Raw genomic sequence first — 26,247 nt, 5'->3', positions numbered from 1 at the left:
CATTGGAGGCAGCCTTATACATTTTATGCAGGATAATGTTCTTTTACAATACTTGCACACCTGGAACAAAGCTCCGGATGATCCGCGTCTTCTCCCCGTGTATCTGTTGAAACCCAACAGCGTTCACATTTCTCGCCCGGATGTTTCTCCACCAGTACATCTACATACTGATACTCTTTCATGGATGAATTGTCTTCTGTCACATTTGCTTCAGAGACAATTAAGTATTGATGCAGATGCGCGATGGAAAGAAGGACATCTTTCGTTTCTTTATTTTTTGGTGCAATTGTTACGCTTGCTTCCAACGATTTCCCGATTACTTTCTCATTTCTCGCTTCTTCCAATGCTTTCAACACGTCATCTCTAATGTTCATAAAATGATTCCATTTTTCTGCGATATGATCCAACCCGGCAATTTCTCTCGGTTCGGGGATATCTGTTAATTGAACACTTTCTTCCCCCACACCCGGAATATATTCCCATACTTCGTCCATTGTATGAGGAATAATTGGTGTCAACAGTTTTACAAGTGTTGTCAGAATTTCATAATAGCCTGTTTGAATACTGCGACGGCGTTTGTCATCAGCAGCTTCAATGTATAGAACATCTTTTGCAAAATCGAGATAGAATGAACTCAAATCAACCGCGCAGAAATTATGAATCTGGTGGTAGATCGGGGAATATTCATATTCCTCATAGTTTTCCCGAACATCTTTCAGCAGCTTCTGCAACCGGTGAAGCATATACTTGTCGACTTCCTCCATCTCGGCTTCAGGAACACTGTCCCGCTTCGGATCAAAATCAGCCAGGTTGGCCAGCATAAAGCGAAACGTATTGCGAATCTTTCTGTATGCTTCGGAAATTTGCTTCAGGATATCCGGAGAAATACGAACATCTGCCTGATAATCCACAGAAGATACCCACAGGCGCAATATATCGGCACCAAGCTGTTTTTGCACCTTGGCAGGCACCATCACATTCCCCAGTGATTTACTCATTTTTCTTCCTTCTCCATCAAGTACAAATCCATGGCTTATAATGGTTTTGTATGGTGCTTTTCCTGTAACAGCTACCGCTGTCGATAGGGAAGAATTAAACCATCCACGGTACTGGTCACTTCCTTCCAGATAAATATCTGCTGGTCGACGGTGATCTTCGCGTTCCATGAGAACCGCCTCATGGGATGAGCCGGAATCAAACCATACATCCATAATATCGGTTTCTTTCGTAAATTTTCCGTTTGGACTATGTTCGGATGTAAATCCTTCCGGCAATAAATCTTTTGCTTCCCGTTCAAACCACACATTTGATCCATGTTCCCTGAATAGGTCTGACACATGGGAAATGGTTTCATCTGTAATAATCGGTGTGTTATCCTCTGCATAAAAGACAGGTATTGGAACACCCCATGTCCGTTGCCTGGAAATACACCAGTCCTCTCTGTCCCTGACCATATTATGAAGTCTTGTTTCTCCCCAGCTTGGATACCAGTTAATTTCCTTAATTTCATCCAATATATTGTCGCGGAAATCCTTAATGGACGCAAACCATTGAGAAGTTGCCCGGAAAATAGTCGGTTTTTTAGTTCTCCAATCATGCGGATAGGAGTGAGTAATGAAGGAAAGCTTTAACAGTGCCCCCGCTTCTTCCAGTTTCTCCGTAATTACTTTATTTGCTTTATCATAGAACAGCCCTTCAAACCCAGGAGCTTCTGAAGTAAATACACCTTTATTATCAACAGGACTCAATACATCCAATCCATAGCTCGCGGAAACATAAAAATCATCTTCCCCGTGTCCCGGAGCAGTATGGACACATCCAGTTCCTGCTTCTGTTGTTACGTGATCCCCAAGCATAATCAGAGAATCGCGATCATAGAAAGGGTGCTGTGCCACAATTTTATCGGCTTTTTCCCCTTTAAATGTTTGCACAACTTTCGGATCCTCCCACTCCAATTCTTCTGAAATGCTTTCCAACAAAGCTTCCGCGATAACATATTTTTCTCCGGCTTCTTCGACAACGGCATATTGAATATCCGGATGCAATGTAATTCCCATATTGGCAGGCAGCGTCCAGGGTGTAGTTGTCCAGATAATTATTTTCTCATCCCCGGCCAGCAGCTCTTTTCCGTCTTTCACTTCAAAAGTAACGTATATGGACGGAGAACGCTTATCCTTATATTCAATTTCCGCTTCAGCAAGTGCAGATTCAGAGGTTGGCGACCAATATACAGGTTTCAGTCCTTTATAAATATATCCTTTCTTGGCCATCTCGCCGAATACTTTTATCTGCGCAGCTTCATAATCTTTCGTAAGTGTAATATACGGGTTATCCCAGTCTCCGCGGACACCCATCTTTTTAAATTGCGTACGCTGATTATCCAGCTGCCCCAGTGCGTATTCCGCACACATTCTTCTAAACTCAGCTATATCCAATTCCTTTCTGTTAATTTTTTTCGATTTGGTAAGTGCCGTTTCCACCGGCAGCCCATGCGTATCCCAACCTGGAATATACGGTGCGTGATAGCCTGACATGGATTTATAACGTGTTATAAAATCTTTCAGTATCTTATTAAGCGCATGACCGATATGAAGATCGCCATTTGCAAACGGAGGGCCGTCATGGAGAATAAATAACGGTCTTCCTTTCGTTCTTTGAAGCCCTTTTTCATATATTTTATCTTCTTCCCACTTTTGCTGTCTCAGTGGTTCCTTATTAGGCAAATTTCCCCGCATGGGAAATTTTGTCTTCGGCATTAATAATGTTTCCTTATAATCCATGTTATTTCCTCCTTATTTTTACGCTACGCTATTATATTGGTTCATTTCTAAGGCTGTTTCAGTATATTTTCCAGCTGCTCCAAACGTCCCCGAAAGATTATTTTCCCCGCAGAACCTAGTGGAACATTTTTTCAATATGTTTGAAGCGCGACCATCTTCTATCCGTTGTTTCATTACAGGATTACATGCCTTGATTTTAATGTAGTAATTATAAAGAACAGCTGTTTAAAATAAAAAAAGTCCTCTATCCCTAAAGGGACGAGAAGACTCGCGGTACCACCCTTATAAATTTAAAATCTGTCTGGACTTTAAATTCACTCGATATTCGTAACGTGAACCGACGTCCATTATTACTTCATTCATAATGGCTGCTCCGGAATGATGTTCTACAGGCAATTCTGCATCAGGCTCCCACCAGTCCCTGACTCGCTGGAACAGATATATCCTCTATACTGTTTCCTTCATCGCATTTCAATCTGAAAAAATTTGATTATGATTATGAATTATATGTATAATTCCGGGTAACGTCAAGGCCTATGACTCATTTTCCGCCAATTCAAGTTCTTCTCCAATATCTGTATCAAAAAGGTCTTCCCAATCCTCTGTGTTAATCATATCCATTTGAGCTTCAACGAGCATTTTCAATCTCGTCCGGAATACTTTTGCCTGTTTCTTTAACTCTTCCACATCCATGGAAATCCGTCGTGATTTTGTTAAAGCTTCGTTAATAATCCGGTCGGCATTTTTCTCCGCTTCTTTTATGATTAATTTGGATTCCTTTGTGGCATTGCCTGTCAGTTCCTCAGCTGTTTCCTGAGCAATTAAAATGGACTTGTTCAATGTCTCTTCAATATTTGTAAAGTGTCCCAGTTTTTCATTGAGCTGCTTGACCTTCTCTTCCAAATCCTTCTTTTCTCTGATTGTCATTTCGTAATCTTTAATGACCTGATCCAGAAATTCATTTACTTCATCTTCATCATAACCTTTAAACTTTCTTGTAAACTCCTTATTATGAATGTCCAATGGTGTTAATGGCATGTGGCCACCTCCGTTCTATCTGCTGGTAAAACAAAAATTGATTTCCGACAGGATCCTCTGATTTCTGTTGGTTTATTCTATTTTAGCATAGCCATAGTGATTTTCAACTTATCTTTTTTTGTTTTGCCATTCACTGATACCAGTTTACTTCTTCCCTTTCCACGGACTGACAGCATATCACCCTCACGCAGTACGAACTTTGCTTCTTCAACAACTTTATAATTTACTTTCACAAATTGTCTTTTAATGAGCTCAAACGCCGATTTTCGCGAAAGATGATAAGTTTCCTTTAAAACAACGTCAAGCCGCAAGGAGGCAATTGTATGATCATTTTCTATCCAGTCCATCTGTTTGTCCTTGATGGAGGAGAGTGGTTTTTCCTGCAAATGAATCGTCGCTTTATTAATAGAAGTCAGGTTTGCCGAGATATATGCAGCTATTTCAGCGGCAACGATAATTTGAATTTTTCCTTCTCCGACAATAATGTCTCCTATTACATTTCTTTTCAATCCCAGGGACAGGCATGCTCCTAAAATATCCCTGTGTGTTAACGTAAGAAACTTCTCCGGATAGGTTGCTTCAAGCAGGATGATCTGGAAGTCTTTCTCCATTACTTCTTCATAATAAGGAGATATGATGGCCCGTCGTCTTTCCGCATGATCGAAACCACCAAATATATTTAACTTCACATCCGCTTCATTACTGCCAATAATCATTTCGGCAATTTGCTGCTCTCTCGGATCAAGAAAATCCGTCTGCTTACTGATGAACGATCTTTCCACCTGCTCCTTCCATGAGAGTACCTGGTCAATAAATGGTCTTTCATCTTTACGGAAATGCTGGTAAATATCCATTTCTAACTTCCTTTATAACGCAATCATCTGATATAGCTCATATACGCCGAACCTTGCCAAATGAAGAACCAGAATTCCAACAATTGGCGATAAATCAATCATCCCGAGCGGGGGAATGATTTTCCGAAATGGTTCAAGGTAAGGCTCACAAATTTTAGTAAGAAAGGTTCCAAATGCAGACTCGCGTGCACCCGGGAACCAGGACATAAATATATATACGATTAATGCATAACTGTAAATCATTAATGCATTCGAAATTAATCCAAACAATAAAGCCATATTTTATTTTACCATCCTTTTTCGTATTCGTTTTCCGCGAAGGATTCTGTGATGGATCCGGTCACATCAATATTTTCAGGTGTGCATAAAAACGTATCTGCACCAAGCTTTTGGATATCCCCATTAATTGCATAAACAGTTCCGCTGAGGAAATCCACAATCCTTTTTGCCTGCTCATGCTCCACCCGCTGCAGATTGATCACTACTGCCCTTTTGTTTACAACGTTATCGGCAATCTCCTGAGCCTCATTATAGTTTCTCGGTTCACAGAGCACAACCTTTGCAGGAGAATGTTGAATACTTGATAGATTAACGACATTCTTTTTATTCTGCTTATCCATGGATTTATTCGGTTCAACAGGTTCTTCAACATACTCATATTCATCTTCCAATGTGAAGTAGTTTTTAACCTTATCCTTAAAACTCATATTTTCACCTCTTGCCTTTAATTTTATTCTCCCACAAGGCTGGAACCAATACGTATATGGGTTGCACCTTCTTCCACGGCTAAAGGGTAGTCATTGCTCATACCCATGGATAAATATTCACAAGGTGCATGGGCATAGTTTTGATTACTTACTTCTTCCCGTAAATGAGCAAGTGATCTGAATACCTCTCTTAAGCGGGTCTTGTCCTCAATATGAGGTGCCATCGTCATCAGTCCGACGACGCGTATTTTATCATATTTTTGCAGTGCTTCCACAAAATGCAACACTTCTCCAGGCTCCAGTCCATGCTTTGTTTCTTCCCCGCTCACATTGACCTGAACAAAACAGTCGATCGTTTCCTTTGCACGTTTATTTATTTCTTTGGCCAATGACATCCTGTCCAGGGAATGAATCATATCGACTTTATCTATGACATCCTTTACCTTTCTCGATTGCAATGTTCCAATAAAGTGCCATTTTGCCCTGTTCTTAAAATGATCATGTTTTTTCAGAAAACCGTCAAGCCGATTTTCTCCAAAATTCGTGACTCCTGCCTGCAATGCTTCTTCTGCTCGTTCTATTGTAACATATTTCGTCACACCAATAATGGTTATTTCTTCTATATTTCGATTACTTTTTGCACAAGCCTGTCTCACTTGTTCTTTTATGTTTTCCAAGTTTCCTGCTACATCCATTATTACCATTTCTCCTTTAAATATAGTTAAAGGGAAAAGCCAATAAATCCTGCCATCCTTCCTGTTTTCCCCTCATCTCTTCGATGTGAAAAAAATAACTCTCTGTCTTTATACGTACAGTAGTTGGTTATATCTATATTATTACGTAATACCCCTGCTTGTAAAAGGATATCTACGTTTAATTGTTTTAAATTGAGCAAATACCGGTTATTTCCCCGAGGTGTTACACTGCTCTCCCTGTATTTTGACGATATATGACGAACAACATGATTATCTACCTCATAATAGGATGAGGAAATACATGGCCCAATCACAACATGCAGATTTTCTGCAGGCACGCCTCTCTCTTTCAATGCGGCAACCATCTCAGATGCCATGCCATTCACGGTGCCTTTCCACCCGGCATGTGCAATGCCGATATATTCCGTTTTTGGATCTAGGAAATACAGCGGAACACAATCTGCAAAATAAGCAGTGCACAAAATACCTTTTTTATTGGTAATTAATCCATCCGTATCCGGAATGGAATCTGCATTTGAAGTGGCACCGCTGCCTTTATTCTCATGATCCAATTGTTTTACATTTGTCTTATGGACTTGCTCTCCACTGACCCAATCATTGATAGAGAAAGATAAATCATCGACAACCAACTTTCTGTTGGCCAATACAGATTGCTTTTCATCATTTACATGCAGACCGATATTTAAAGTATCAAACGGTGCTTTACTTCCTCCCCCGTTTCTTGTAGTAAAACCGGCAATTAATCCTGGGATCTTGTGCTGCCATTTTTTGATGAACAGTATCCTTTCTTTTTCCAGTATAAATGGTTCCATAGGCTGCCTCCTCTATTTACCTGAACTACTTGTCCATTTTAACAATGATTTCCCTTATTAGGAAGGACTGTATAACTTAGGCTGGTCCACATTCCTGACAAGGATCACGTCAGACCCTATGCGGATAATTTGACTCCAGTGAATTACCAGTTCTTCCGGTTTATCAAAGATACCTTTTTTCTCCTTCATCATAATGACTATTCCAACAATTCTACCAATATCCGTATCTATCTCCAGGTCGTGAATATGACCCAGCCGGCTTCCATCGTCAATAATGATTACTTCTTTTAATTGAAGCTCCGATAATCTGATCATCCTCTTCACCCCCAGTATACTATATCTATATGCAGGTAAAAGTGATTTTAGAAAACATGATGATACTTGGTTTCCCGTCATATGAGACTAGGATAAAAGAGTATAGTGCAAATGAAACGCAGCACTTTATGTAGAAGTAATCCGCTTAGGAAACACCTGTGCCTTTTAACAGCACAATTTCGTCATGCGAAAAATGCGCGCTAAATGCTCGATCCAATAAAAATCATTTATCAAACTCTTTTCATCCTTTTTTTATTGTATTCTCTGTCCCGGACAGTCGGTGAACCTCGCTGTCGTGCTTGCAAAGTCTTTCCGACTCCCTTCATCCTTAGAAGTCCCTGAATATTTTTGTAGTTAATGAGTAAAAAATTCATTTCTTTAGAAATAATCCAACCATCCTCTCCATCCCGAAAAAAAGCGTCTCTCACTTATGATAGTAGTCTTTCGAATTTTTACTCTTCATGAACCTTAATTAGTGTATGAAGGATCCCCGATGACCTTTTAAACACTTTTTGCCGTCTTTTGTCCGCGATACCGCTTCTCAAAGACATTTTACGCTTTTCTTAGCTGATTTTGTCCACGATAACGCTTCTCAAGGACATTTTACGCTTTTCTTAGCTGATTTTGTCCACGATAACGCTTCTCAAGGACATTTTACGCTTTTCTTAGCTGATTTTGTCCACGATACCCTTCCTCATAGACATTTCAGCCATTTTCTAACCGATTTTGTCCACGATACTTTTTATCAAAGACATTTTTTCCTTTTCCTAATTAAATTTGTCCGCGATAACATCAAAAAGGAACAGACATTCAACAGCCTGTTCCCAATCTTATTCGTTATTAACTTTTTTAAAGTAAAAGCTTATAATATACCCCCAGACTTATGTTTAGCAAATTCATATTAATGTGTAACTGATCGGTAAAACCCTGACACATAGTGTCCCCTAGTGTTGCCAGTAGTTACGTTTAGATATAAACACATAAATTATTCAAACATCTGTTTATTCATTTGGCTGATCGCGGCTTTTTCCAGTCTGGATACCTGTGCCTGGGAAATACCAATCTCATCTGCTACTTCCATTTGTGTTTTTCCCTGAAAAAAGCGCTTATTTAAGATCATTTTCTCTCTATCGTTCAGCTGATACATCCCTTCTTTAAGGGATAGTTTGTCCAGCCATGTTGAATCTTTATCTTTATCATCGCTTATTTGATCCATAACAAATATCGGGTCCCCGCCATCATTGTAAATAGGTTCAAATAAGGAAACGGGATCCTGAATTGCCTCCATCGCAAAGACAATATCCGAGTGGGGAAGATCCATTTCCTCGGCAATTTCCATGGCGGTTGGTTCTTTTGACGTTTTATTAATCAATCTTTCTCTAACCTGTAACGCTTTATAAGCAATATCTCTTAATGATCTGGAAACCCTGATAGGATTATTATCCCGTAAATATCTTCTGATCTCCCCGATGATCATTGGAACAGCATACGTTGAAAACCTTACATTATGCGATAAGTCAAAGTTATCAATTGATTTCATTAAGCCGATACAACCTACCTGGAATAAGTCATCAACATATTCACCCCGGTTATTAAAACGTTGAATAACGCTTAGCACCAATCTCAGATTGCCATTTACCAGTTCTTCCCTTGCCGAAAGATCATCTTGCTGTTGCATTCGTATAAATAACTCTCGCATTTCTTCATTGGTAAGTACAGGCAGTTTTGATGTATCAACACCACATATTTCTACTTTATGTCTAGTCATTATCTGTTTAACCCTCCCAGTTGGTGGTGATGCTGTTCATGGACAGTATCTCCCCGTGGAAGGGTTTTTATGCAGACAGATAAGACAGTCAAATGCTAAAAAATCATGGAAAACCTTTTGATGACAAGGTTACACCATTTTATTAAATTCTTTTTTTAACCGCCGGATTATTTTTTTCTCCAGGCGGGAAATATACGATTGTGAAATACCTAACATGTCAGCCACATCTTTCTGCGTTTTTTCTTCTTTTCCAATTAAACCAAACCTGAGTTCCATAATTTGTTTTTCACGGTCATTTAACTGGGATAGAGCGTCTTTCAACAGACTTTTATCCACACTGATTTCCAAGTCTTTCGTAATAATATCCTCCTCTGTACCAAGTACATCGGAGAGCAATAATTCATTTCCGTCCCAGTCTATATTCAATGGTTCATCAAAAGAGATTTCAGATTTTAATTTATTATTTCTGCGTAAATACATGAGTATTTCATTTTCAATACACCTGGACGCATAGGTTGCCAGCTTAATTTGTTTCTCCGGGTTAAACGTGTTTACAGCTTTAATTAAACCGATCGTTCCAATACTGATCAAATCTTCAATATTGATGCCGGTATTTTCAAATTTGCGTGCAATATACACGACAAGCCTCAAGTTTCGTTCTATCAATACAGCTCTTGCTGATTGATCTCCCTTTGGCAAAAGGGTCAGCAGCTCTTTTTCTTCCTCCTTGGACAATGGAGGAGGAAGTGCTTCACTTCCTCCTATGTAATAAATTTCATCGGATTTGATCCCCAGCTTAATCTGTATTTTATACCACCATAAACGCAAACGTAATTTTAATATTTTCACTCAGAATCTCCCCTTTATGCAGAATGAATTGCAGGTAATTGAATCATTTGCGGGTGAAGCAAACAATGATAGCTTCTGTCTTTTACCAGCTCCGCAAATTGAATTCCAACTAGAAAGTTACTGGTAACAATCGTTTTTTCTTCATATATTATCTTGATCTCATCAGGTCTGATCGCAAGTAAAAACATACTCTTCCCCTGAACTCCCTGGTACGGAATGATTTGAATATAGTTTTTCCAGCTTTCAGGTATTTTGGCAAAGTCCAGATGTTCCTGTAAATGTTTCATGATTTCCCAGTCTTCTTCAGAGAACCATTGTTTTAAAAAAGTTTCGTCACATAAAATAACGGGTTTCTTCGTGATGGGGTCAAAAAGCTGATTACCGCTATCAATATAACCGGAAGTAGAATAGCTCTTCTGTTTTATTTTTAGCGTAACGGGGCATAATTGATCGTAGCGGATTTTCTCCGCCACATGCCTGTCCATACGCCGCTTTGTAAACAACCAGGCAAATGGAAACCCTATGAAGACAAATAACCAGCTGATTGGATCTCCGAACCCATGATTCACAGTTAAAATACCATTTGCAGTTATACTTACCGGCTGCTGGAATAGAAAGTGTAGGGCAATTAAACCACCTCCTATCGAAAACGATACAAAGTAAAACAGTAACCATAGTTTTAATATTCGGGATAATGATCCATAACCAAAAGTACAAGTAATAATAAGTATGGAATATAAAATCTTTCCCACTGCACTGGTAATGAATGAATCAGGAAAATAGAAAGAAACAGGGACAATGAGGGATGCAACTACTCCCCCGAAAATTATTCGTCTTTTTCTTGTACTTTCTCTTCCCAACGCCTGGGTCAAAAATAATAGCATCATATCCAGCAATAAATTCAACATCCATACAGCATCAAGGTATATAGTCAAATATATTCTTCCTTTCTGCCACAATTGATGATCCATTTTACTATTCTTTAAAAGTGATAGATTGTTTGTAAGCTATGGTTATGGGTAAATCCTATAAACCTGCTGTATGATAAGCAGAAATATACTAATTCCTGCTAAATAAAAAAACCTCCCCATACATTTAAAAAAAGTATAAGGGATACTGGAAGCAAAGTCTGTCACATCCTGTATGCATAATCCGACTAATTTTAGCTAGTTATCGAATAGTTTGTCACTATACAAATGAGGGTTACGGACAAAAAAGTATTGTATGAAATGAAAAAGCAGATGAATGGCGTGCTGACAGGTTAGATTGAATCTGCAGGGATGGATATTGAAGAAATAAATAGATGTAGATTAATTCAGAGAAGATGTACAACCGTTTTAATGTAGTATTGGAATTTAAATTTTTCAAGCATTATTTTATGAACCAAAATAAATGCAAAAAAAGAAGCAAGTGCACATTATAGCGCTTGCTTCCTTCCCATATAATTATCTGTTTCGATTACGATTTCTGAGGAAGGTGGGAATATCCAATTCATCTTCCTGTCTCGGACGCTGCTGTTGCACAGATTCCCTTTGTTCCCGTGGCGGCTCATCATTTGCTCTTGTTGCAGCATGCTGATTATGGCCAACTACCGGACGCTCCGTTTTTGGCGTTCTGTTTGGCTTTTTCGTTGCTTCGTCAAAACCTGTTGCAATGACAGTCACAACAATTTCATCTTTTAAATTTTCATTAATAACAGAACCGAAAATTACATTTACTTCTTCGTCTGCAGCAGATGTTACTAGATCTGCCGCTTCCTGTACTTCATATAAACTTAAGTTTATACCGCCGGTAATATTCATTAAAATACCGTGTGCCCCATCAATCGATGTTTCCAATAAAGGTGATGAGATAGCCTTTTTCGCAGCTTCCGTAGCTCGGGTTTCGCCGGTCGCGACACCAATCCCCATTAATGCTGATCCTTTGTCATACATAATCGTTTTTACATCGGCAAAATCAACATTAATTAAGCCGGGTTTTGCAATCAGATCCGAAATGCCCTGGACACCTTGTCTGAGTACATTATCCGCTTCCCGAAATGCTTCCAGCATTGGAGTGTTCTTGTCAACGATTTCCAGCAACCGATCATTGGGGATGACGATCAGCGTATCGACATTACTTTTTAATGTATCAATTCCCGTGATGGCATGGGTCGAACGTCTCCTCCCCTCAAAAGAAAATGGCCGTGTAACAACGCCGACTGTCAGTGCATTTAAGTCCTTGGCCACCTGTGCAATAACAGGTGCTGCGCCTGTGCCGGTGCCGCCGCCCATACCAGCTGTCACAAAGATCATATCTGCACCCTGCAATACCTCTTCCAATTGCTCCTTGCTTTCTTCGGCAGCTTTTTTTCCGACCTCCGGATTCGCTCCGGCACCCAAACCCCGGGTTAGTTTACTGCCAATTTGAACCTTCACTTCTGCCTTAGAAAGATTAAGTGCCTGAGCGTCCGTGTTCACAGCAATGAATTCGACACCTTCAACTCCGTGTTCTATCATGCGGTTTACAGCGTTATTACCACCGCCGCCAACACCGATTACTTTAATTGTTGCTAATTCTTCCATATTTGTATCAAATTCCAACATATTTCGTTCCTCCTAATATGCAAATTGCAAGTGGTCCAATAGCTCTATTCGTTCAGAGGTTTAACGGATTTGTTAATCAAAGAAATACTTAAACATATTAGCTATTTTGGACTCTTTTTTCTTTTTTTCTTTCGGTGCATTTGATTTTGGCTGTTTTGTATTTCGTTTTATTTTTTGCTCCTCCTGTTGTATCTGTACAGCAGGGAATATTTCTTTTCCTTGTATTTTCGCATTACGATAGGCAAATTGCAATATTCCCACACCAGCAGTGAAATGTGGTTCTCTTACACCGATGTAATCAGGGATGGCAATACGGACATTGGAACGGAACAAGTCCCGTGCCAATTCAAGGGCACCTGGCATGGTCATTGTCCCACCGGTTAATACATACCCACCAGGCAACTCACCAAAGCCGAGTTTTTTTATTTCATTTTCTGCATAAGCATAAATTTCTTCCAGCCTGGCTTCAATGATATCTGCCACCTGCAACTGATTATAAGTTTGTTTTGCATTATTTCCTATCGCTCCAACTTCAAAAACTTCATCCTCCTGGGCATCATCATAAAAGGCGTGACCATGATTCAGCTTAATATCCTCCGCTTCCTCCGTGGATGTCCTTAAACCGATCGATAGATCTTTCGTAATATTATCTCCTCCAAGGTTAATTACACCCGTGGAAACAAGATGGTCATTTTCAAAAACAGATATGGTAGTACAACCACCACCAATATCAATTAATGCCACGCCCATCTCTTTTTCATCTTTTGATAGTGCGACAGTGCCTGCTGCAAGAGGCTGAAGACAAATATCCGCAATTTCCAGCCCGGCGCGTTCCACACATTTCAAAATATTATGTAAGAAAGTTTTTGAACAGGTGATAATGGTGCCTGCCATTTCCAGCCTTACACCAATCATTCCGCGCGGATCTGTTATTTCATCCAAACCATCTACAATAAACTGTTGTGGAACAACATCTATAATCTCGCGTTCAGGAGGGATCGACACTACTTGTGCGCCATCAATTACTCTTGTTATATCTTCATCTGTAATTTCACGATTTTCACTCTGAACAGCCACAACACCATGGCAAGGCTGTAATTGTATGTGGTTTCCATTGATCCCGACTACTACACGGTCAATTTGCATACCTACCATTCTTTCAGCCTGTTCCACCGCATTTTTAATGGAATACACTGTCTGATCAATATCCACTACTGCCCCTTTTTTTAAACCGTTGGATTTTGCTGTTCCAACGCCGATAATATTCAATGAATCATTTAACACTTCTCCAATAATTACTTTTACTTTTGTTGTTCCTATATCAAGACTTACCAATATCTCACTATTGTTCAAAGATAAGGCACCCCCTCTTTCGATTCCGTTAGTATCTATCTTTATCCTTCACAATTTTCATACCCGATAATTAATTATTTTATAGTATAATCCAGTAAAAAGAAAATATATATATGTTCATAAGCCTAAAAAATAAAGAATTTCCTTTGAACTTCAATAGAATCCCTGGCTTGTTCACTATTCCATAGAATCATAGGTTTCAGTTTCGGCATCCGTCTTTCTTACCGGTGCATATTATAATTCACATAGTAGTTCGTAACACCTGCAGTTTATGTGACTTTTCCGGAGAAATTATTCTTCTGTATCTCCATCTTCAGCTTCACCTTCTTCATCATTCTCATCCGGCAGCTCATCGAACGATTCAAAATAAGCACCGACACCAATATGAATAATACCCTTTTCCCCTCCATCAAGCTGTCCTGCAATTGAAGGATAGACTTCCATTCTTTCGGCAAAATTTCTTATCGATCCATTCACCAGAAAACCATCATTCATATACAATAATAATTTGTCTTTATGATTATCACTGGGCACCCAGTGAATCTCGGAAATTAATTTACTTATATTTTCCGGTAGTTTGGCAAGCTCATTTGTCAGCCTGTTCAGGTATTCCGCATCGGAAAAGCCGATAACGATCGGAGCATCCCCTTGAGGGGTTGACTGATTCATTGATGCCAATACGCTTCCATTACCCAATATTGGCAAATAGTTGTTTCCTTCCTCTACATAACCGACATGTTTAAACTCGTTAAGATTGATCTCCACTGTCCTTGGAAGCACTCTATTAACTTCTGCAGATTCCACTATTGGATTATTCATCATTTCCTCAGCAATTTCCTCTTTATTTATAGTCCAGATGTTCGTTTTCAATTTTAATTCGCTTATTTCAATTACTTCTTCATCTGTTAAAAAGTTATTGCCGTTTACATGGATGGTTTTTATATGACTCAAAGGTGACTGTAAATATACAATAATGGAAATTAAAAAGAAAAAAATAGAAAGATAGAATACGAGACGCCGATTCGCCTTTTTCTTTCGGGCTTGTTTCAACTTTGGAATGCGATCCTCAATTGAAACAATTTTTTTATCATCCATCCCATTTCTTCCTTTATACATAAATTAACAGAAAGAGTTATACATTGATTTTATCTACTCTCATGTTATATGAATTATATCACATATCCCCCTGTTAGTTGTAGTCTCCCCTCACTAGAATCCAGTAAAAATATATATTAATTTTTACCAAATAGTTATTAAGGGCAAAATATTACCCGGAATAAACTATTTTTTGTCTATTCCGGGTAATAAAAATACAATTTACACTCTTGTATACTTGCTTATATTTAACAGAATTCCTACTGAACATAAAGTTAAGGTAAGGGAAGAGCCGCCATAACTTAAGAATGGCAGGGTAATCCCGGTCACCGGAATTAACCCGATGACAACACTAATATTAATCATCGCCTGCAGGACCAGCATAGAGACAATACCGAGAGCCAAAAATCCGGAAAAAGCATCCGGCGCTTCCAGAGCAACCTTTATTCCTCTCCACAGCAAAAGGGCAAACAAAAGGATGACAAATGTTCCGCCAATAAACCCAAGCTCCTCTGCAAGAATCGCAAAAATAAAATCGGTTTGCGGTTCCGGCAGGTAAAAATACTTTTGCAGACTACCTCCCAAGCCGAGGCCCATTAAACCACCCGGCCCAATAGCATATAGAGATTGAATGATTTGGAATCCATCTCCCAAAGGGTCTTCCCAGGGATTTAAAAATGCAGTGATCCGGCTGATACGATAAGGAGCAGAAGCAATTAACCCAATAAACCCTATCATTCCAAGAGCAGCCAGTCCAAAAAAATGGGACAGTTTAGCCCCGGCTGCAAAAATCATCAGCATACAAGTTAATACGAGCACCATGCCCGTTCCAAGGTCAGGTTGAAGCATGATGAGCCCAAAGGCAGTAAACACCAATATAAGAGAAGGGAAAAAACCCTTTTTAAATGAAGTAATGTTCTTTTGGTTGGCAGACAGGTAAGCTGCCAGGAATATAATTAAACCCAGTTTCATAAACTCCGAAGGCTGAATGCTGAATGCACCGACGCCTATCCAGCTTTGTGCACCACCGCGTACCATACCAATACCCGGGATCAGGACAAGAAATAGTAATACGAAACAACCAATTAATATTACTTTCGCGTAGTTTTTCCATGTACCATAAGGAACCTGCATAATAAAAAACATACTGATCATACCGGCAATGATAAAAAGCATCTGCCTCTTCAAATAAAATGCAGCATCACCAAACTTGTAATCAGACCACACGTAAGAAGAGCTGAAAACCATAATAATTCCTATAATCAGTAAAGAAATAATAGAGAAAAGGAGAAGGTAATCCGGTTTATGAAAGCTTGTTAACCTTTTTTTGGACAACATAACACCCCTCTTTATCGTATTCTAAAGCAGGGGTGTTGTTTAATTAATGTATTTTATTCTCATGTTCACAACAAGCCCCTATAATAATGTATGCACGGCTTGTATAAACATGTCACCTCTTTCTTCAAAGGTACGGTATTGGTCCCAGCTGGCACATGCAGGCGATAGCAGAATGACGTCCCCTTCAACGGAATGCTTGAAGGCTTCGTCCACCGCCTGATGCATATTTTCCGTCATAATAGTGGCTATATTTGCGGTATCAGCGGTTTCTTTTAACTTTTCTTTCGTTTCCCCAAAAGCTACTATTGTTTTTACATTGGATAAGAAGGGTAGCAACTCCGTAAATTCATTTCCCCGATCAAGCCCGCCGGCAAGTAAAATAATCGGCTGATTGAAAGAGGCCAATGCCTTTTGGGTAGCCAATATATTTGTTGCCTTTGAATCATTGTAGAATAATCGTCCACGATGGTTTCGAATGTATTGCAAGCGGTGTTTTACACCTGAAAAGGTGGATAAAACCTCGTTGATTCCTTTATTGGAAGCACCGCTGATTTTCGCTGCTGCAACAGCGGCTAGGATATTTTCCAAATTATGAGCGCCAACGAGTACAATTTCATTCAAACGAATAACTTTCTCATCATGAAAATATATCCACGTATCATCCAGCCATGCACCATGACCCTTCAGCGGTTTTTTTACCGAGAAAGGAATTGTATTTGCATTTGCTGTCTGTGCCGCTTCTGTAAGTCCAGGGTCGTCCGCATTGTATATCAAATAGTCATCAGCGGACTGGTTTTTAAAAATGTTGTATTTGGCTGATCTGTAATTATCCATTGTTTTATGGTAATCCAGATGGGCTTCATAAATATTGAGGAGCACTGCGACATCAGGCCGGAAATGTTCAATTCCCATTAATTGAAAAGAAGACAGTTCCAATACCAGATGTTCTTCCTCTGTTAACGTTTGTGCAATGTCTGTGGCCACCAATCCGATATTTCCTGCTGCTTTTACCGGTTGGTCACTTTCCATCAGCATTTCTTTAATCAGAGTGGTTGTCGTCGTTTTTCCATTGGATCCGGTAACCCCGATGAGCAATCCCTCTGTCAATGAGTAGGCGAGTTCAATTTCTGTAATGATGGGAAGTCCTCTCTTTTCCGCCTCTCTTATGATCGGGTTATCGTATGGGATGCCGGGATTTTTTACTACTATTTCCATGCCATCCAATACAAAAACAGGATGGGAGCCCAATATTGTTTCTGCCCCCATCGACTTTAATTCCAATACCGTTTCATCTTCTTCCTTTGCCTGAATATCGTTTATTCGCACTAAGCGGTCGTTTTCCAACAACAATTTTGCTGCTGCAGTACCGCTTTTTGCCAAACCCAATACAAGTATACGGGAGTATGGAAAGTTCTTTAATTTTTTCAATTTAAACCCACCTCAATATATATCCCGAGTGCAGCAAAAATAAGTCCTACCAGCCAAAAGGTCGTCACTACTCTCCATTCCGACCAGCCAAGCAGCTCATAATGGTGATGCAGCGGACTCATTTTAAATACCCTTTTTCCTGTTGTTTTAAATGAGGCTACCTGAATAATTACCGAGAGTGTTTCAATAACAAATACGCCGCCAATGATAACCAGCAAGATTTCCATTTTCGTTAAAATACTTACAGCAGCAATGGCTGCTCCCAGGGCCAGGGATCCGGTATCTCCCATAAAAACCTTGGCGGGATGGGCATTGAATACGAGGAAACCAAGCAACGCACCAACGACAGCTAAGGAAAAGACAGTCACCTCATATTGCGGGAATCCATACCACGCCAGTAAGCCAAAAGCCCCAAATGCAATAGCTGCCGTTCCAGCAAGAAGTCCATCCAAACCATCCGTCAGATTTACCGCATTGGAAGAACCTACAAGCATAAATATAACCAGGACGGCATACAGCCAACCCAATTCCCATTCCATTTGCGTTCCTGGTATTTGCAGTGTAGTAGAAAAGCCTTGACTTTGCAGAATAAAATAAAATATAAGCGCAATAACAATTTGACCAAACAATTTCTGCTTGGAAGTAAGACCCAAATTACGTTTCATGGCAACTTTTATAAAGTCATCCAAAAATCCCAGTACGCCATATCCGGCCAGGACAAAAATTAATAGCCATAATTCATAGCCAATCCCCTCAGGGTCCGTTCTGGCCACCATAATCACAGAGGTTATGATAATGCTGAAAATAATCATAAGACCGCCCATTGTCGGTGTACCGGTTTTCTTCAAATGAGATTCAGGTCCTTCCTCTCTAATGCTTTGTCCAAACTTTAATCGTCTTAAAAATGGAATCAATATTGGAGATAAAAGGACGGTAATTAAAAATGCTATTGCTATTGTTATTAATAAGACTGAAATATTCACGTTTTCTCCTCCTAGTACAAAACCGTCCGTTTCAAAGTTTACATTTATGGAGCGGATTTAAAAAGTACCGCAAAATTAATCTGTTGCCGGAATTACTCCTGTTTTACAAAAGTTCTTCAATGAGTTTTTCAAATTGCAGACCTCTGGAAGCTTTGAAAAGCAGCAGGGAGTCCTCTCCCAAATAATGCTTTATTTCCTTAATTAATGCTTCTTTTGAAGTAAAATGCCGGGAATGGATCGTCTTATTTTTTTCAGCGATACTTTCCGAAATAACCCCTGCCTGATCACCATATGTAAATACGGCTGTAATTGGCACAGTAATATTTTCAGCGATGGAACGATGCATTTCTTCCGCATGTACACCAAGTTCGAGAATATCACCGAGGACGAGGACCTTATGGTTGAAGCCATCCATTTCCTTAACAACGTCGATCGCTGCCTTCATCGATGTTGGCGAAGCATTGTAAGCATCGTTTATGATGGATGTTCCATTTGCTCCCTTAATCATTTCAAATCGCATCGATGTTCTGGACAGTTGCTGTAAAGCATGTTGAATTTTTTCCTGTTTTATATCTAAAAGCTCTCCAATTGAGATGGCATAGGAAGCATTATGCACATGATGTTTTCCTAATAAAGGAATTGTAAACTTCCCGCTGTTCTTCAACCTGAAATCAGTACGGTTGTATTCCATGCTGATAATCTCGATTACTTTGGTGTTTTCCTTTCCATACCCGCTTGTTATGACATTTTCCTGTTCATGAAGTTTTTCCAGCAGTTTTTCATCGCCATCAATAATAACCTTCCCGTTGGCGCAAAGACCATCAAGTATTTCCAATTTCGCTCGGGCAATGCCTTCCCGGGATCCGAGAAATTCTATATGGGATTCACCTATGTTTGTAATAATGGCATAATCGGGCCTCGCTATTTTTGACAATGTTTCTATTTCGCCAAATTGATTCATGCCCATTTCCAATACGAGCACCTCTGTATCCCGCTTCATGGATAGTATAGTCAGTGGAAGACCAATGTGATTATTTAAGTTGCCTCTAGTATAATGAGTTTGATATGTGGTCTCCACCACTGCCCTTACCATATCCTTCGTCGTCGTTTTTCCATTTGAGCCGGTTATTCCGATCACTGTAGGATCAACTTCTGCACGATAATTTTCTGCTGTGCGCTGCAGCCCCATGACGGTATCATCTACGAAATAAACCGGAAAATCATCGGGCAAGTCAGCGGGCAGCTCTTTCCTTTCATCCCACAATGTTGCAATAGCACCTTGTTCAACAGCCTGTAGTATATAATGATGCCCATCAAAATTTTCTCCAATTATCGGGACAAATAAAGCTTGGTTCATTTTTTTTCTGCTGTCTGTAGAAACTTCCGCAATTTGTTTTTCATCTGTCGTATTTCCCTTATTTGCTTTAAAAAGGCCGGATAGCCAGTTAACAGTAAACAACATTTCCATTACTCCTTCGCTTGAATCGCCTCTCGGGCCACTTCCCGGTCATCAAAATCATAATTTGTGTGCCCGATTTGCTGATAAGTTTCATGTCCTTTACCGGCAATCAAAATAATATCATCTTCTTCAGCGATCTGCACAGCATGATGAATGGCTTTTTTTCGGTCAGGAATGACTTCATAGCTTTCAGATGTGTTTTGAATTTCGGCTGTCATATCGTCCAATATGGCCTGTGGATCCTCTGTTCTTGGATTATCGGAAGTAAAGATGGCATGGTTTGCATATTTAAGGGCAACACCGGCCATAAGCGGACGTTTTGTCCGGTCACGGTCGCCACCGCATCCAACAATGACAAAAACTTTTTTATCGGCAAATTCTTTTACCGTCTGCAGTACATTTTCCAGTGAATCAGGGGTATGAGCGTAATCAACGATGACGGAGAAAGGCTGTCCTGCGTTCACACTTTCAAACCGGCCGCTCACTCCCTTAATACTTTCCAGTGCTTCCTTAATTACAGCAAGTGGTATATTGGTAGCTATTGCAGCTCCACTGGCTGCAAGCATATTATACACATTAAAATTGCCAATCAGATTACTGTTTATTTCTATTTCCCCTGCCGGAGTGCACATGCGGAAATACGTGCCTGAAGCATCAAGTCTGATATCCTTCGCCATAACCTGGGCATCCTGCTTATAGCCATATGTAATTACATGCTGTGCAGTACTCCTTTTTAACAGATCACTGGCCGGATCATCCGAATTAATAACCGCGAATTTTTGATTCTGCTCCTCATAAGTATTCCCCAATTGACTGAACAAAAGACTTTTTGCTCTCAAATAATCGTCAATATTTTTGTGATAATCCAAATGATCCTGTGATAAATTAGTAAATACAGCCACATCAAAGTGACAGCCAAACACTCTTCCCATATCCAAAGCGTGCGAGGAAACTTCCATAATCCCTTGTTCCACTTCCTCTTCAAGCATTTTCCTAAAAGACCTTTGCAAATGCAGGGAATCAGGAGTAGTGTTATTGACCGGATAAGTATCTTCACCAATTTTCATTTGTATCGTTCCGATCACCGCAGTCTTCTTTCTAAAATGATTAAATATAGTTTCCAGTAAATACGTAACAGTCGTTTTCCCGTTGGTTCCGGTAACACCGATTAAAGGAAGATTTTTCGTTGGATCCTGATAGAATTTAACAGCAAGCATGGAAAGTGTCCTTGCTGTATCCGCAACGGTAATGACCGGAACATCAGCCTGTACCGGTTTTTCCGCAATGATTGCCACTGCACCATTGCTGACCGCCTGATCGACAAAATGATGACCATCTACTGTAAAGCCGGAAATACATACAAACAGACTTCCTTCTGTAACTGTCCTTGAATCCATTTCCAATGCGTCAATTTCGATATGGTCAATCTGGGAACTTGCTTCATAAAAAGGTATACCGGAAAGTAATGCCGTTAATTTCATGATAAACATCCTATCTTCGTAATCTTCATTTTTGCTTCCTGCTGTTTACCCTTTTTTATTCCGGATAAACATCACTCCGTCAAATATCGTCATGTTGTCTGCTTCACCGGCTATTTCATCCATAACCGAAAAATGTCAAATACATCTTTTCCCAACCGGATCTGCGGCTTCGCTTCAGAATACCCCCTGCTTCCTTTCATAGCTTGCCCGGAGGGGCTATCTGTGTTTTTCTTCTACAACATTAAATTTTCTTTTTCATTATAGCAAACTTCATCGTTTTTAACGATCCTTTTCAGATAAATAAATTCTTACTGCTGCTCCCTGTTCCACTTTTGTACCGGCTTCAGGCGCCTGATCAATAATATATTCTCCCTGCCCGTCTGTTTCCACAGATAAATTTAACATGTATTCTGCAAGTTCACCCTTCGTTAAACCAATTAAATCCGGAACTTCAACTTTCGGTTCCTCCGGCCACTGATAATCTTTTTCCAGCCCATCTTCACGTTGTTCAACCTCCATGGCACGAAGACTGTCGCCAATAATGGAACCCACAATGGGGGCTGCCACCACCCCGCCAAATTGAACTGTGTTTTTTGGATTGTCCACAGCAACATAAACAACAATTTCCGGGTCATCAGCAGGTGCAAATCCGATAAAAGATACTATATAATTATCTTCCATATATCTGCCGTCTTTGCCAACCTTTTGTGCAGTCCCGGTCTTCCCGCCAACACGGTAACCGTCCACATAAGCCGGCCGTCCCGTACCTTCAGCTACTACACTTTCCAATGCATATCTAATTTCTTCTGAAGTTGACGACGAAATAACCCTCTGTTTTAAATTAGGCTCCTTTTTTTCCACTACTTTCTCTGTCACAGGATCAACCCACTCATCTGCGATATATGGTTCATAGAGGTAACCACCATTTACCGCTGCAGCCACAGCCATTACCTGTTGAATCGGAGTCACTGAGACTCCCTGTCCAAATGCAGTAGTTGCCAGTTCAACAGGACCGACATTTTCCTGGTTAAATAATATTCCATTTCCCTCTCCCTGCAAATCGATGCCTGTTTTCTTACCAAACCCGAAATTTTCTATATAAGTAAACAGTTTTTCCGTTCCAAGCATTTGACCCAGATTTACAAACCCCGGGTTACAGGAGTTTTGCACCACTTCCAAATAGTTTTGATGCCCGTGACCACCACTTTTCCAGCAATGTAAATGGGAACCACCCACTTCAATATCTCCATCATCATGATATTCATCTTCCAGTAAATCAACTGCATTTTCTTCCAGTGCGGCAGCGAGTGTAATAATTTTAAAGGTAGAACCCGGTTCATATGTGCTCCAGATAGGCAGGTTGCGGTCAAATACGTCCGCTTCCACATCCTGATAATTTTCCGGATGAAAATTTGGTCTTGTTGACATCCCCAGCACGCCACCTGTCTTGGGATTGACTGCAATGGCAAGTGCGCCGTCCGGATTATATTTCGAGACAGCTAAATCAAGCTCTCTTTCTATGATGGATTGCACTTTTGCGTTAATGGTTGTTCTTAAATTTAAACCATCTGAGGGTGGAGAATATACATCGGCTAAATCATCCAGTCTTCTTCCTTTTGCATCAGAGAAAAAAGACAAACTGCCTTGTTCACCTTTTAATTTATCATCATAAAACAACTCCAGTCCCATTAAGCCTTGGTTATCAATACCAGCAAACCCTAAGACATGGGATAAATTTTCATCAAATGGATAATGCCTTTTGGAATCCTTAGCCAGATAGATCCCTTCAAGGTTTGCCGTTCTTATCGCAAGCTCCTGCTCCTCGGAAATTTTAATTCCTTCAGGCCGAATCATGACACTGGATGTATTTTTAGTAATGCTTTCAAATACTTTCTCCACAGATACATCCAGGATTTCAGCCAGGATTTCTGCAGTTTTCTGTGGGTTTGTAATTTGTCTTGGGGTAGCAATGATGGATGGTGCGGTTACGTTCTCAGCCAAGACTTCATTATTTGTATCAAGGATCAGTCCTCTTTCAGGCTCAAAAACAATATCCCTTGTCCATAGATCATTCGCTTTTTCCATCAGTTCGTCCCCAAGCGCAAACTGAACATAACCCAGCCTGACAATGATGACAAGAAAGATAATGAGCCCAAATAGAAAAACAGTTACTATTCTTTTTTTCACCGTTACAGCAGATACACGTTTCATATTCCATCCCCTTTTCTTTCATAGGTAGGCTTGTATCAACTATATGAATGAGAATAAATGAATAGAACTTATCTGAAGCGTGTATCATTTCAATGCAAAAGAAAAAGGCTATCCGGGGATAATCAGACTTACATCAACCACCTCTTAAGCTGAGTACATACACTAAAGGTAATGATGATTCTGATAACCCGAGCAGCCTATCAATTCAAATATCTCTTAAATCCCAGCAAACTATCCTGCGTTGTCTGTTTCATCTTCTTCCATCTCTGCTTCACTTTCTGGAGTTTCATTGCCTTCAGCATCATTCGGCGGATTGAATTCCACTCCGAGATAATCCCCTCTATTCAGCGGAGTACCTTCACTTATATGTTGTGTAGAAACAAAGCCGTGTCCAAACGTTTCCGTTTTTAATTCAAGCAGATCGGTTAACTGTAAAACTTCACGTCTTGACCACCCTGAAATATCCGGCATTTCCGGCTGATCCGTAACAAGCATAATATGGTTATTCGGGAAGATGTGCTCACCCTCTTTCACATTTGCCCCAACTACTTCACCTGAGCCAATTACAGTAACTTTTATTCCTTCTTCCACTAAAGACTCACTGGTGATTTCAGGATCTGTTCCGATGAGTTTCGGAACTTCCACCTGCCGAACCGACCCCTGCTTATCTTTATCAGGTTCAATGTTCAAATAATGCAAGCTGTTTTCCATCACATTATTAAAAATAAAGGATACAGGTGCCGACCCAGCTTCTGATGGTTCCAATTCCGGCTGTTTCACCGATACGTACATCATAAGTTCCGGGTCATCCATAGGCGCCATTCCCAAAAAAGAAAATATATAATTTTCACGGCCGGATAAATATGCCTGGCCAGGATCCGGATTCGGAATTTGCGCTGTACCTGTTTTGCCTCCAACCGTATAATCATCCAGCTGGTACATTTTCCCAGTTCCATTCTCGCCGTGTACGACAGACTCCAACAGTTTCAGCACTTCTTTTGAGGTTTCTTCAGATATCGGTTCTCCAACTACATTGGGATGCTTCTCCTCCATTACCTCCCCTGTAGTGGAATCAACTATTTTCTGAATAACATAGGGCTGAAGCATTTTACCGCCATTTGCTATAGCAGAAGCTGCCTTCATTTGCTGTATTGGTGTCATGGTGCTTCCCTGGCCAAAGGAAGTAGTTATCTTCTCCAAAGGCCAATTATATAATATCCGCCCTGCTACTTCCCCCGGCAGATCTATACCGCTGGGTTTATCCAAATCAAATGCTTCCAAATATTCCAGGTATGTATCTGCTCCCACTTTCTCCCATAACAGCTTTGCGGCCGCTACGTTGGAGGAACGCTCAAACCCTTCATCATAGGAAATACTTCCCCATCCTTCTCCCCTATTATGGTCATTGATCGGCTGAATACGTTCGTTAACAGTGTAACTCCCTGACTCAAAAGCCTCTTCTCCGTTATAAACTCCCTCTTCAATCGCCGCTGCCCAGGTAAACATTTTTACCGAAGAACCCGGTTCTACTGGTGTGGAAATGACGTCATTGTACCAATTCTCCACATCGGACGGTTCATTGGGGTTATAACTTGGTCTGTTGCTCATGGCCAGGATTTCACCGGTTTTTGGATCCATGACAATTGCTGTCATTCTTTCCGGACTGTAAATGGCATCTACCTCGGTCAATGTGTCTTCCAATAAGGTTTGGATCTTTTGGTCTATTGTCAAATATACGTCATCACCATCTTCCGGTAATGTAATGACCTCATTTGGATCCAGTAATTTTTTATTATATTTATCACGCTGGTATGATATATAGCCATCCTTTCCGCTTAACAATTCATCCATCTCGTTTTCCATACCGACAACACCAGTAATGTCCCTTGTAATACCATCCTCGGTTTCTATTTCCGTATCTCTGGCAAATCCGATAATATGGGAAGCAAACATGCCATTGGGGTAATAGCGAATGGACTCTTTTTCAAAATTAATCCCTGGAAGTTCCAAAGAATCTATTTCTTCCATCTGTTGCTGGGTCAACTCCCGGCCTTCACTTCCGAATTCCACCTGAAAAGCATCGTTTTCCATCCCGTTTTCCAGACGCTCCAGGAGTTCACTCTCATCCGCTTCCATGATTGGTGCCAGTTTCTCAGCAGTTTCTGCAGGATCAACCACATGCTGTGGGTTGCCGGGGTTTGTAGAGTAGTCTTCCTCAACTATTGCATACAATCGGTATACAGGCATGTCATATGCCAGCGTCATCCCATTTTTATCGTATATTTTGCCACGCTCGGAATCCAATGAAAAGGACGCAGTGCGTCTCTCATCTGCCCATTCCGTTAATGATACATCATCCACTTCTCCTGTGGCCTGAATATATAAAAAACGTCCGGACAACACCAAAAACACTCCAACAAACAGAATAATCAGTATCCCCGCCATAAAATGCGTCGTTTTATTCGTTTTCATCTA

Annotated in this window: 21 protein-coding genes and 1 other annotated feature; all 21 genes read right to left on the bottom strand. The window is 40.3% G+C overall.

Annotated features, from left to right (window positions below; translation table 11 throughout):
• Nucleotides 1–23 precede the first annotated feature (23 nt).
• The 21 genes from ileS to ACZ42C_RS02620 all read right to left on the bottom strand — a co-directional run bounded on the left by ileS (nt 24) and on the right by ACZ42C_RS02620 (nt 26,244).
• On the bottom strand, nt 24–2,780 hold the full coding sequence (gene ileS, locus ACZ42C_RS02720) for an isoleucine--tRNA ligase (protein ID WP_461181020.1): 2,757 nt from the start codon (nt 2,778–2,780) through the stop codon (nt 24–26).
• A gap of 251 nt (nt 2,781–3,031) precedes the next feature.
• Nucleotides 3,032–3,254, bottom strand: a binding site (T-box leader).
• A 60-nt stretch (nt 3,255–3,314) separates the two neighbouring features.
• Nucleotides 3,315–3,818 carry a DivIVA domain-containing protein gene (locus tag ACZ42C_RS02715; RefSeq protein ID WP_461181019.1) on the bottom strand — a complete coding sequence of 168 codons (504 nt, stop codon included), beginning with the start codon at nt 3,816–3,818 and terminating at the stop codon, nt 3,315–3,317.
• A gap of 77 nt (nt 3,819–3,895) precedes the next feature.
• Complete coding sequence (locus tag ACZ42C_RS02710) at nt 3,896–4,672, bottom strand: YlmH family RNA-binding protein (RefSeq protein WP_461181018.1); 777 nt, start codon at nt 4,670–4,672, stop codon at nt 3,896–3,898.
• 12 nt (nt 4,673–4,684) lie between these two features.
• Complete coding sequence (locus tag ACZ42C_RS02705) at nt 4,685–4,951, bottom strand: YggT family protein (RefSeq protein ID WP_461181017.1); 267 nt, start codon at nt 4,949–4,951, stop codon at nt 4,685–4,687.
• A gap of 8 nt (nt 4,952–4,959) precedes the next feature.
• Nucleotides 4,960–5,379, bottom strand: a complete 420-nt coding sequence (locus ACZ42C_RS02700; protein ID WP_461181016.1) for a cell division protein SepF — start codon at nt 5,377–5,379, stop codon at nt 4,960–4,962.
• 23 nt (nt 5,380–5,402) lie between these two features.
• Nucleotides 5,403–6,074, bottom strand: a complete 672-nt coding sequence (locus ACZ42C_RS02695) for a YggS family pyridoxal phosphate-dependent enzyme (RefSeq protein WP_461181015.1) — start codon at nt 6,072–6,074, stop codon at nt 5,403–5,405.
• A 26-nt stretch (nt 6,075–6,100) separates the two neighbouring features.
• Nucleotides 6,101–6,907, bottom strand: a complete 807-nt coding sequence (gene pgeF / locus ACZ42C_RS02690) for a peptidoglycan editing factor PgeF (RefSeq protein ID WP_461181014.1) — start codon at nt 6,905–6,907, stop codon at nt 6,101–6,103.
• 57 nt (nt 6,908–6,964) lie between these two features.
• The gene (locus ACZ42C_RS02685; RefSeq protein WP_461181013.1) at nt 6,965–7,222 is read right to left on the bottom strand and encodes a YlmC/YmxH family sporulation protein; all 258 of its coding nucleotides are present in this window, start codon (nt 7,220–7,222) and stop codon (nt 6,965–6,967) included.
• A 985-nt stretch (nt 7,223–8,207) separates the two neighbouring features.
• Entirely contained in the window at nt 8,208–8,990 is a 783-nt protein-coding gene (gene sigG, locus ACZ42C_RS02680; protein WP_461181012.1) for an RNA polymerase sporulation sigma factor SigG, read from the bottom strand.
• Between the two features lie 129 nt (nt 8,991–9,119).
• Nucleotides 9,120–9,839, bottom strand: coding sequence for an RNA polymerase sporulation sigma factor SigE (sigE, locus tag ACZ42C_RS02675; RefSeq protein WP_461181011.1), 720 nt, complete (start codon nt 9,837–9,839; stop codon nt 9,120–9,122).
• Nucleotides 9,840–9,853: 14 nt separating this feature from the next.
• The gene (spoIIGA, locus tag ACZ42C_RS02670) at nt 9,854–10,774 is read right to left on the bottom strand and encodes a sigma-E processing peptidase SpoIIGA (RefSeq protein WP_461181010.1); all 921 of its coding nucleotides are present in this window, start codon (nt 10,772–10,774) and stop codon (nt 9,854–9,856) included.
• Nucleotides 10,775–11,284: 510 nt separating this feature from the next.
• Nucleotides 11,285–12,424 (bottom strand): cell division protein FtsZ, encoded by a 1,140-nt coding sequence (gene ftsZ, locus ACZ42C_RS02665; protein ID WP_461181009.1) that lies wholly within the window; start codon nt 12,422–12,424, stop codon nt 11,285–11,287.
• 72 nt (nt 12,425–12,496) lie between these two features.
• Complete coding sequence (ftsA, locus tag ACZ42C_RS02660) at nt 12,497–13,777, bottom strand: cell division protein FtsA (protein ID WP_461181008.1); 1,281 nt, start codon at nt 13,775–13,777, stop codon at nt 12,497–12,499.
• A 291-nt stretch (nt 13,778–14,068) separates the two neighbouring features.
• Entirely contained in the window at nt 14,069–14,872 is an 804-nt protein-coding gene (locus ACZ42C_RS02655; RefSeq protein WP_461181007.1) for a cell division protein FtsQ/DivIB, read from the bottom strand.
• Nucleotides 14,873–15,094: 222 nt separating this feature from the next.
• Nucleotides 15,095–16,210, bottom strand: coding sequence for a stage V sporulation protein E (gene spoVE, locus ACZ42C_RS02650; RefSeq protein ID WP_461181006.1), 1,116 nt, complete (start codon nt 16,208–16,210; stop codon nt 15,095–15,097).
• A 78-nt stretch (nt 16,211–16,288) separates the two neighbouring features.
• A complete protein-coding gene (murD, locus tag ACZ42C_RS02645) occupies nt 16,289–17,638 on the bottom strand; it encodes a UDP-N-acetylmuramoyl-L-alanine--D-glutamate ligase (RefSeq protein ID WP_461181005.1) in 1,350 nt (449 codons plus the stop codon).
• Entirely contained in the window at nt 17,635–18,621 is a 987-nt protein-coding gene (gene mraY / locus ACZ42C_RS02640) for a phospho-N-acetylmuramoyl-pentapeptide-transferase (RefSeq protein ID WP_461181004.1), read from the bottom strand. Before mraY ends, murD begins: the two co-directional genes overlap by 4 nt.
• A gap of 103 nt (nt 18,622–18,724) precedes the next feature.
• A complete protein-coding gene (locus ACZ42C_RS02635) occupies nt 18,725–20,083 on the bottom strand; it encodes a UDP-N-acetylmuramoyl-tripeptide--D-alanyl-D-alanine ligase (protein ID WP_461181003.1) in 1,359 nt (452 codons plus the stop codon).
• Between the two features lie 5 nt (nt 20,084–20,088).
• A complete protein-coding gene (locus ACZ42C_RS02630; RefSeq protein ID WP_461181002.1) occupies nt 20,089–21,561 on the bottom strand; it encodes a UDP-N-acetylmuramoyl-L-alanyl-D-glutamate--2,6-diaminopimelate ligase in 1,473 nt (490 codons plus the stop codon).
• 279 nt (nt 21,562–21,840) lie between these two features.
• Entirely contained in the window at nt 21,841–23,772 is a 1,932-nt protein-coding gene (locus tag ACZ42C_RS02625; RefSeq protein ID WP_461181001.1) for a stage V sporulation protein D, read from the bottom strand.
• 231 nt (nt 23,773–24,003) lie between these two features.
• Nucleotides 24,004–26,244, bottom strand: a complete 2,241-nt coding sequence (locus ACZ42C_RS02620) for a penicillin-binding transpeptidase domain-containing protein (RefSeq protein ID WP_461181000.1) — start codon at nt 26,242–26,244, stop codon at nt 24,004–24,006.
• Nucleotides 26,245–26,247: the final 3 nt, after the last annotated feature.

It is taken from the genome of Virgibacillus kimchii, assembly GCF_055379185.1.
Note: the sequence above shows the minus strand (reverse complement) of the source record. Positions and strands in the feature narration are given on the sequence as shown.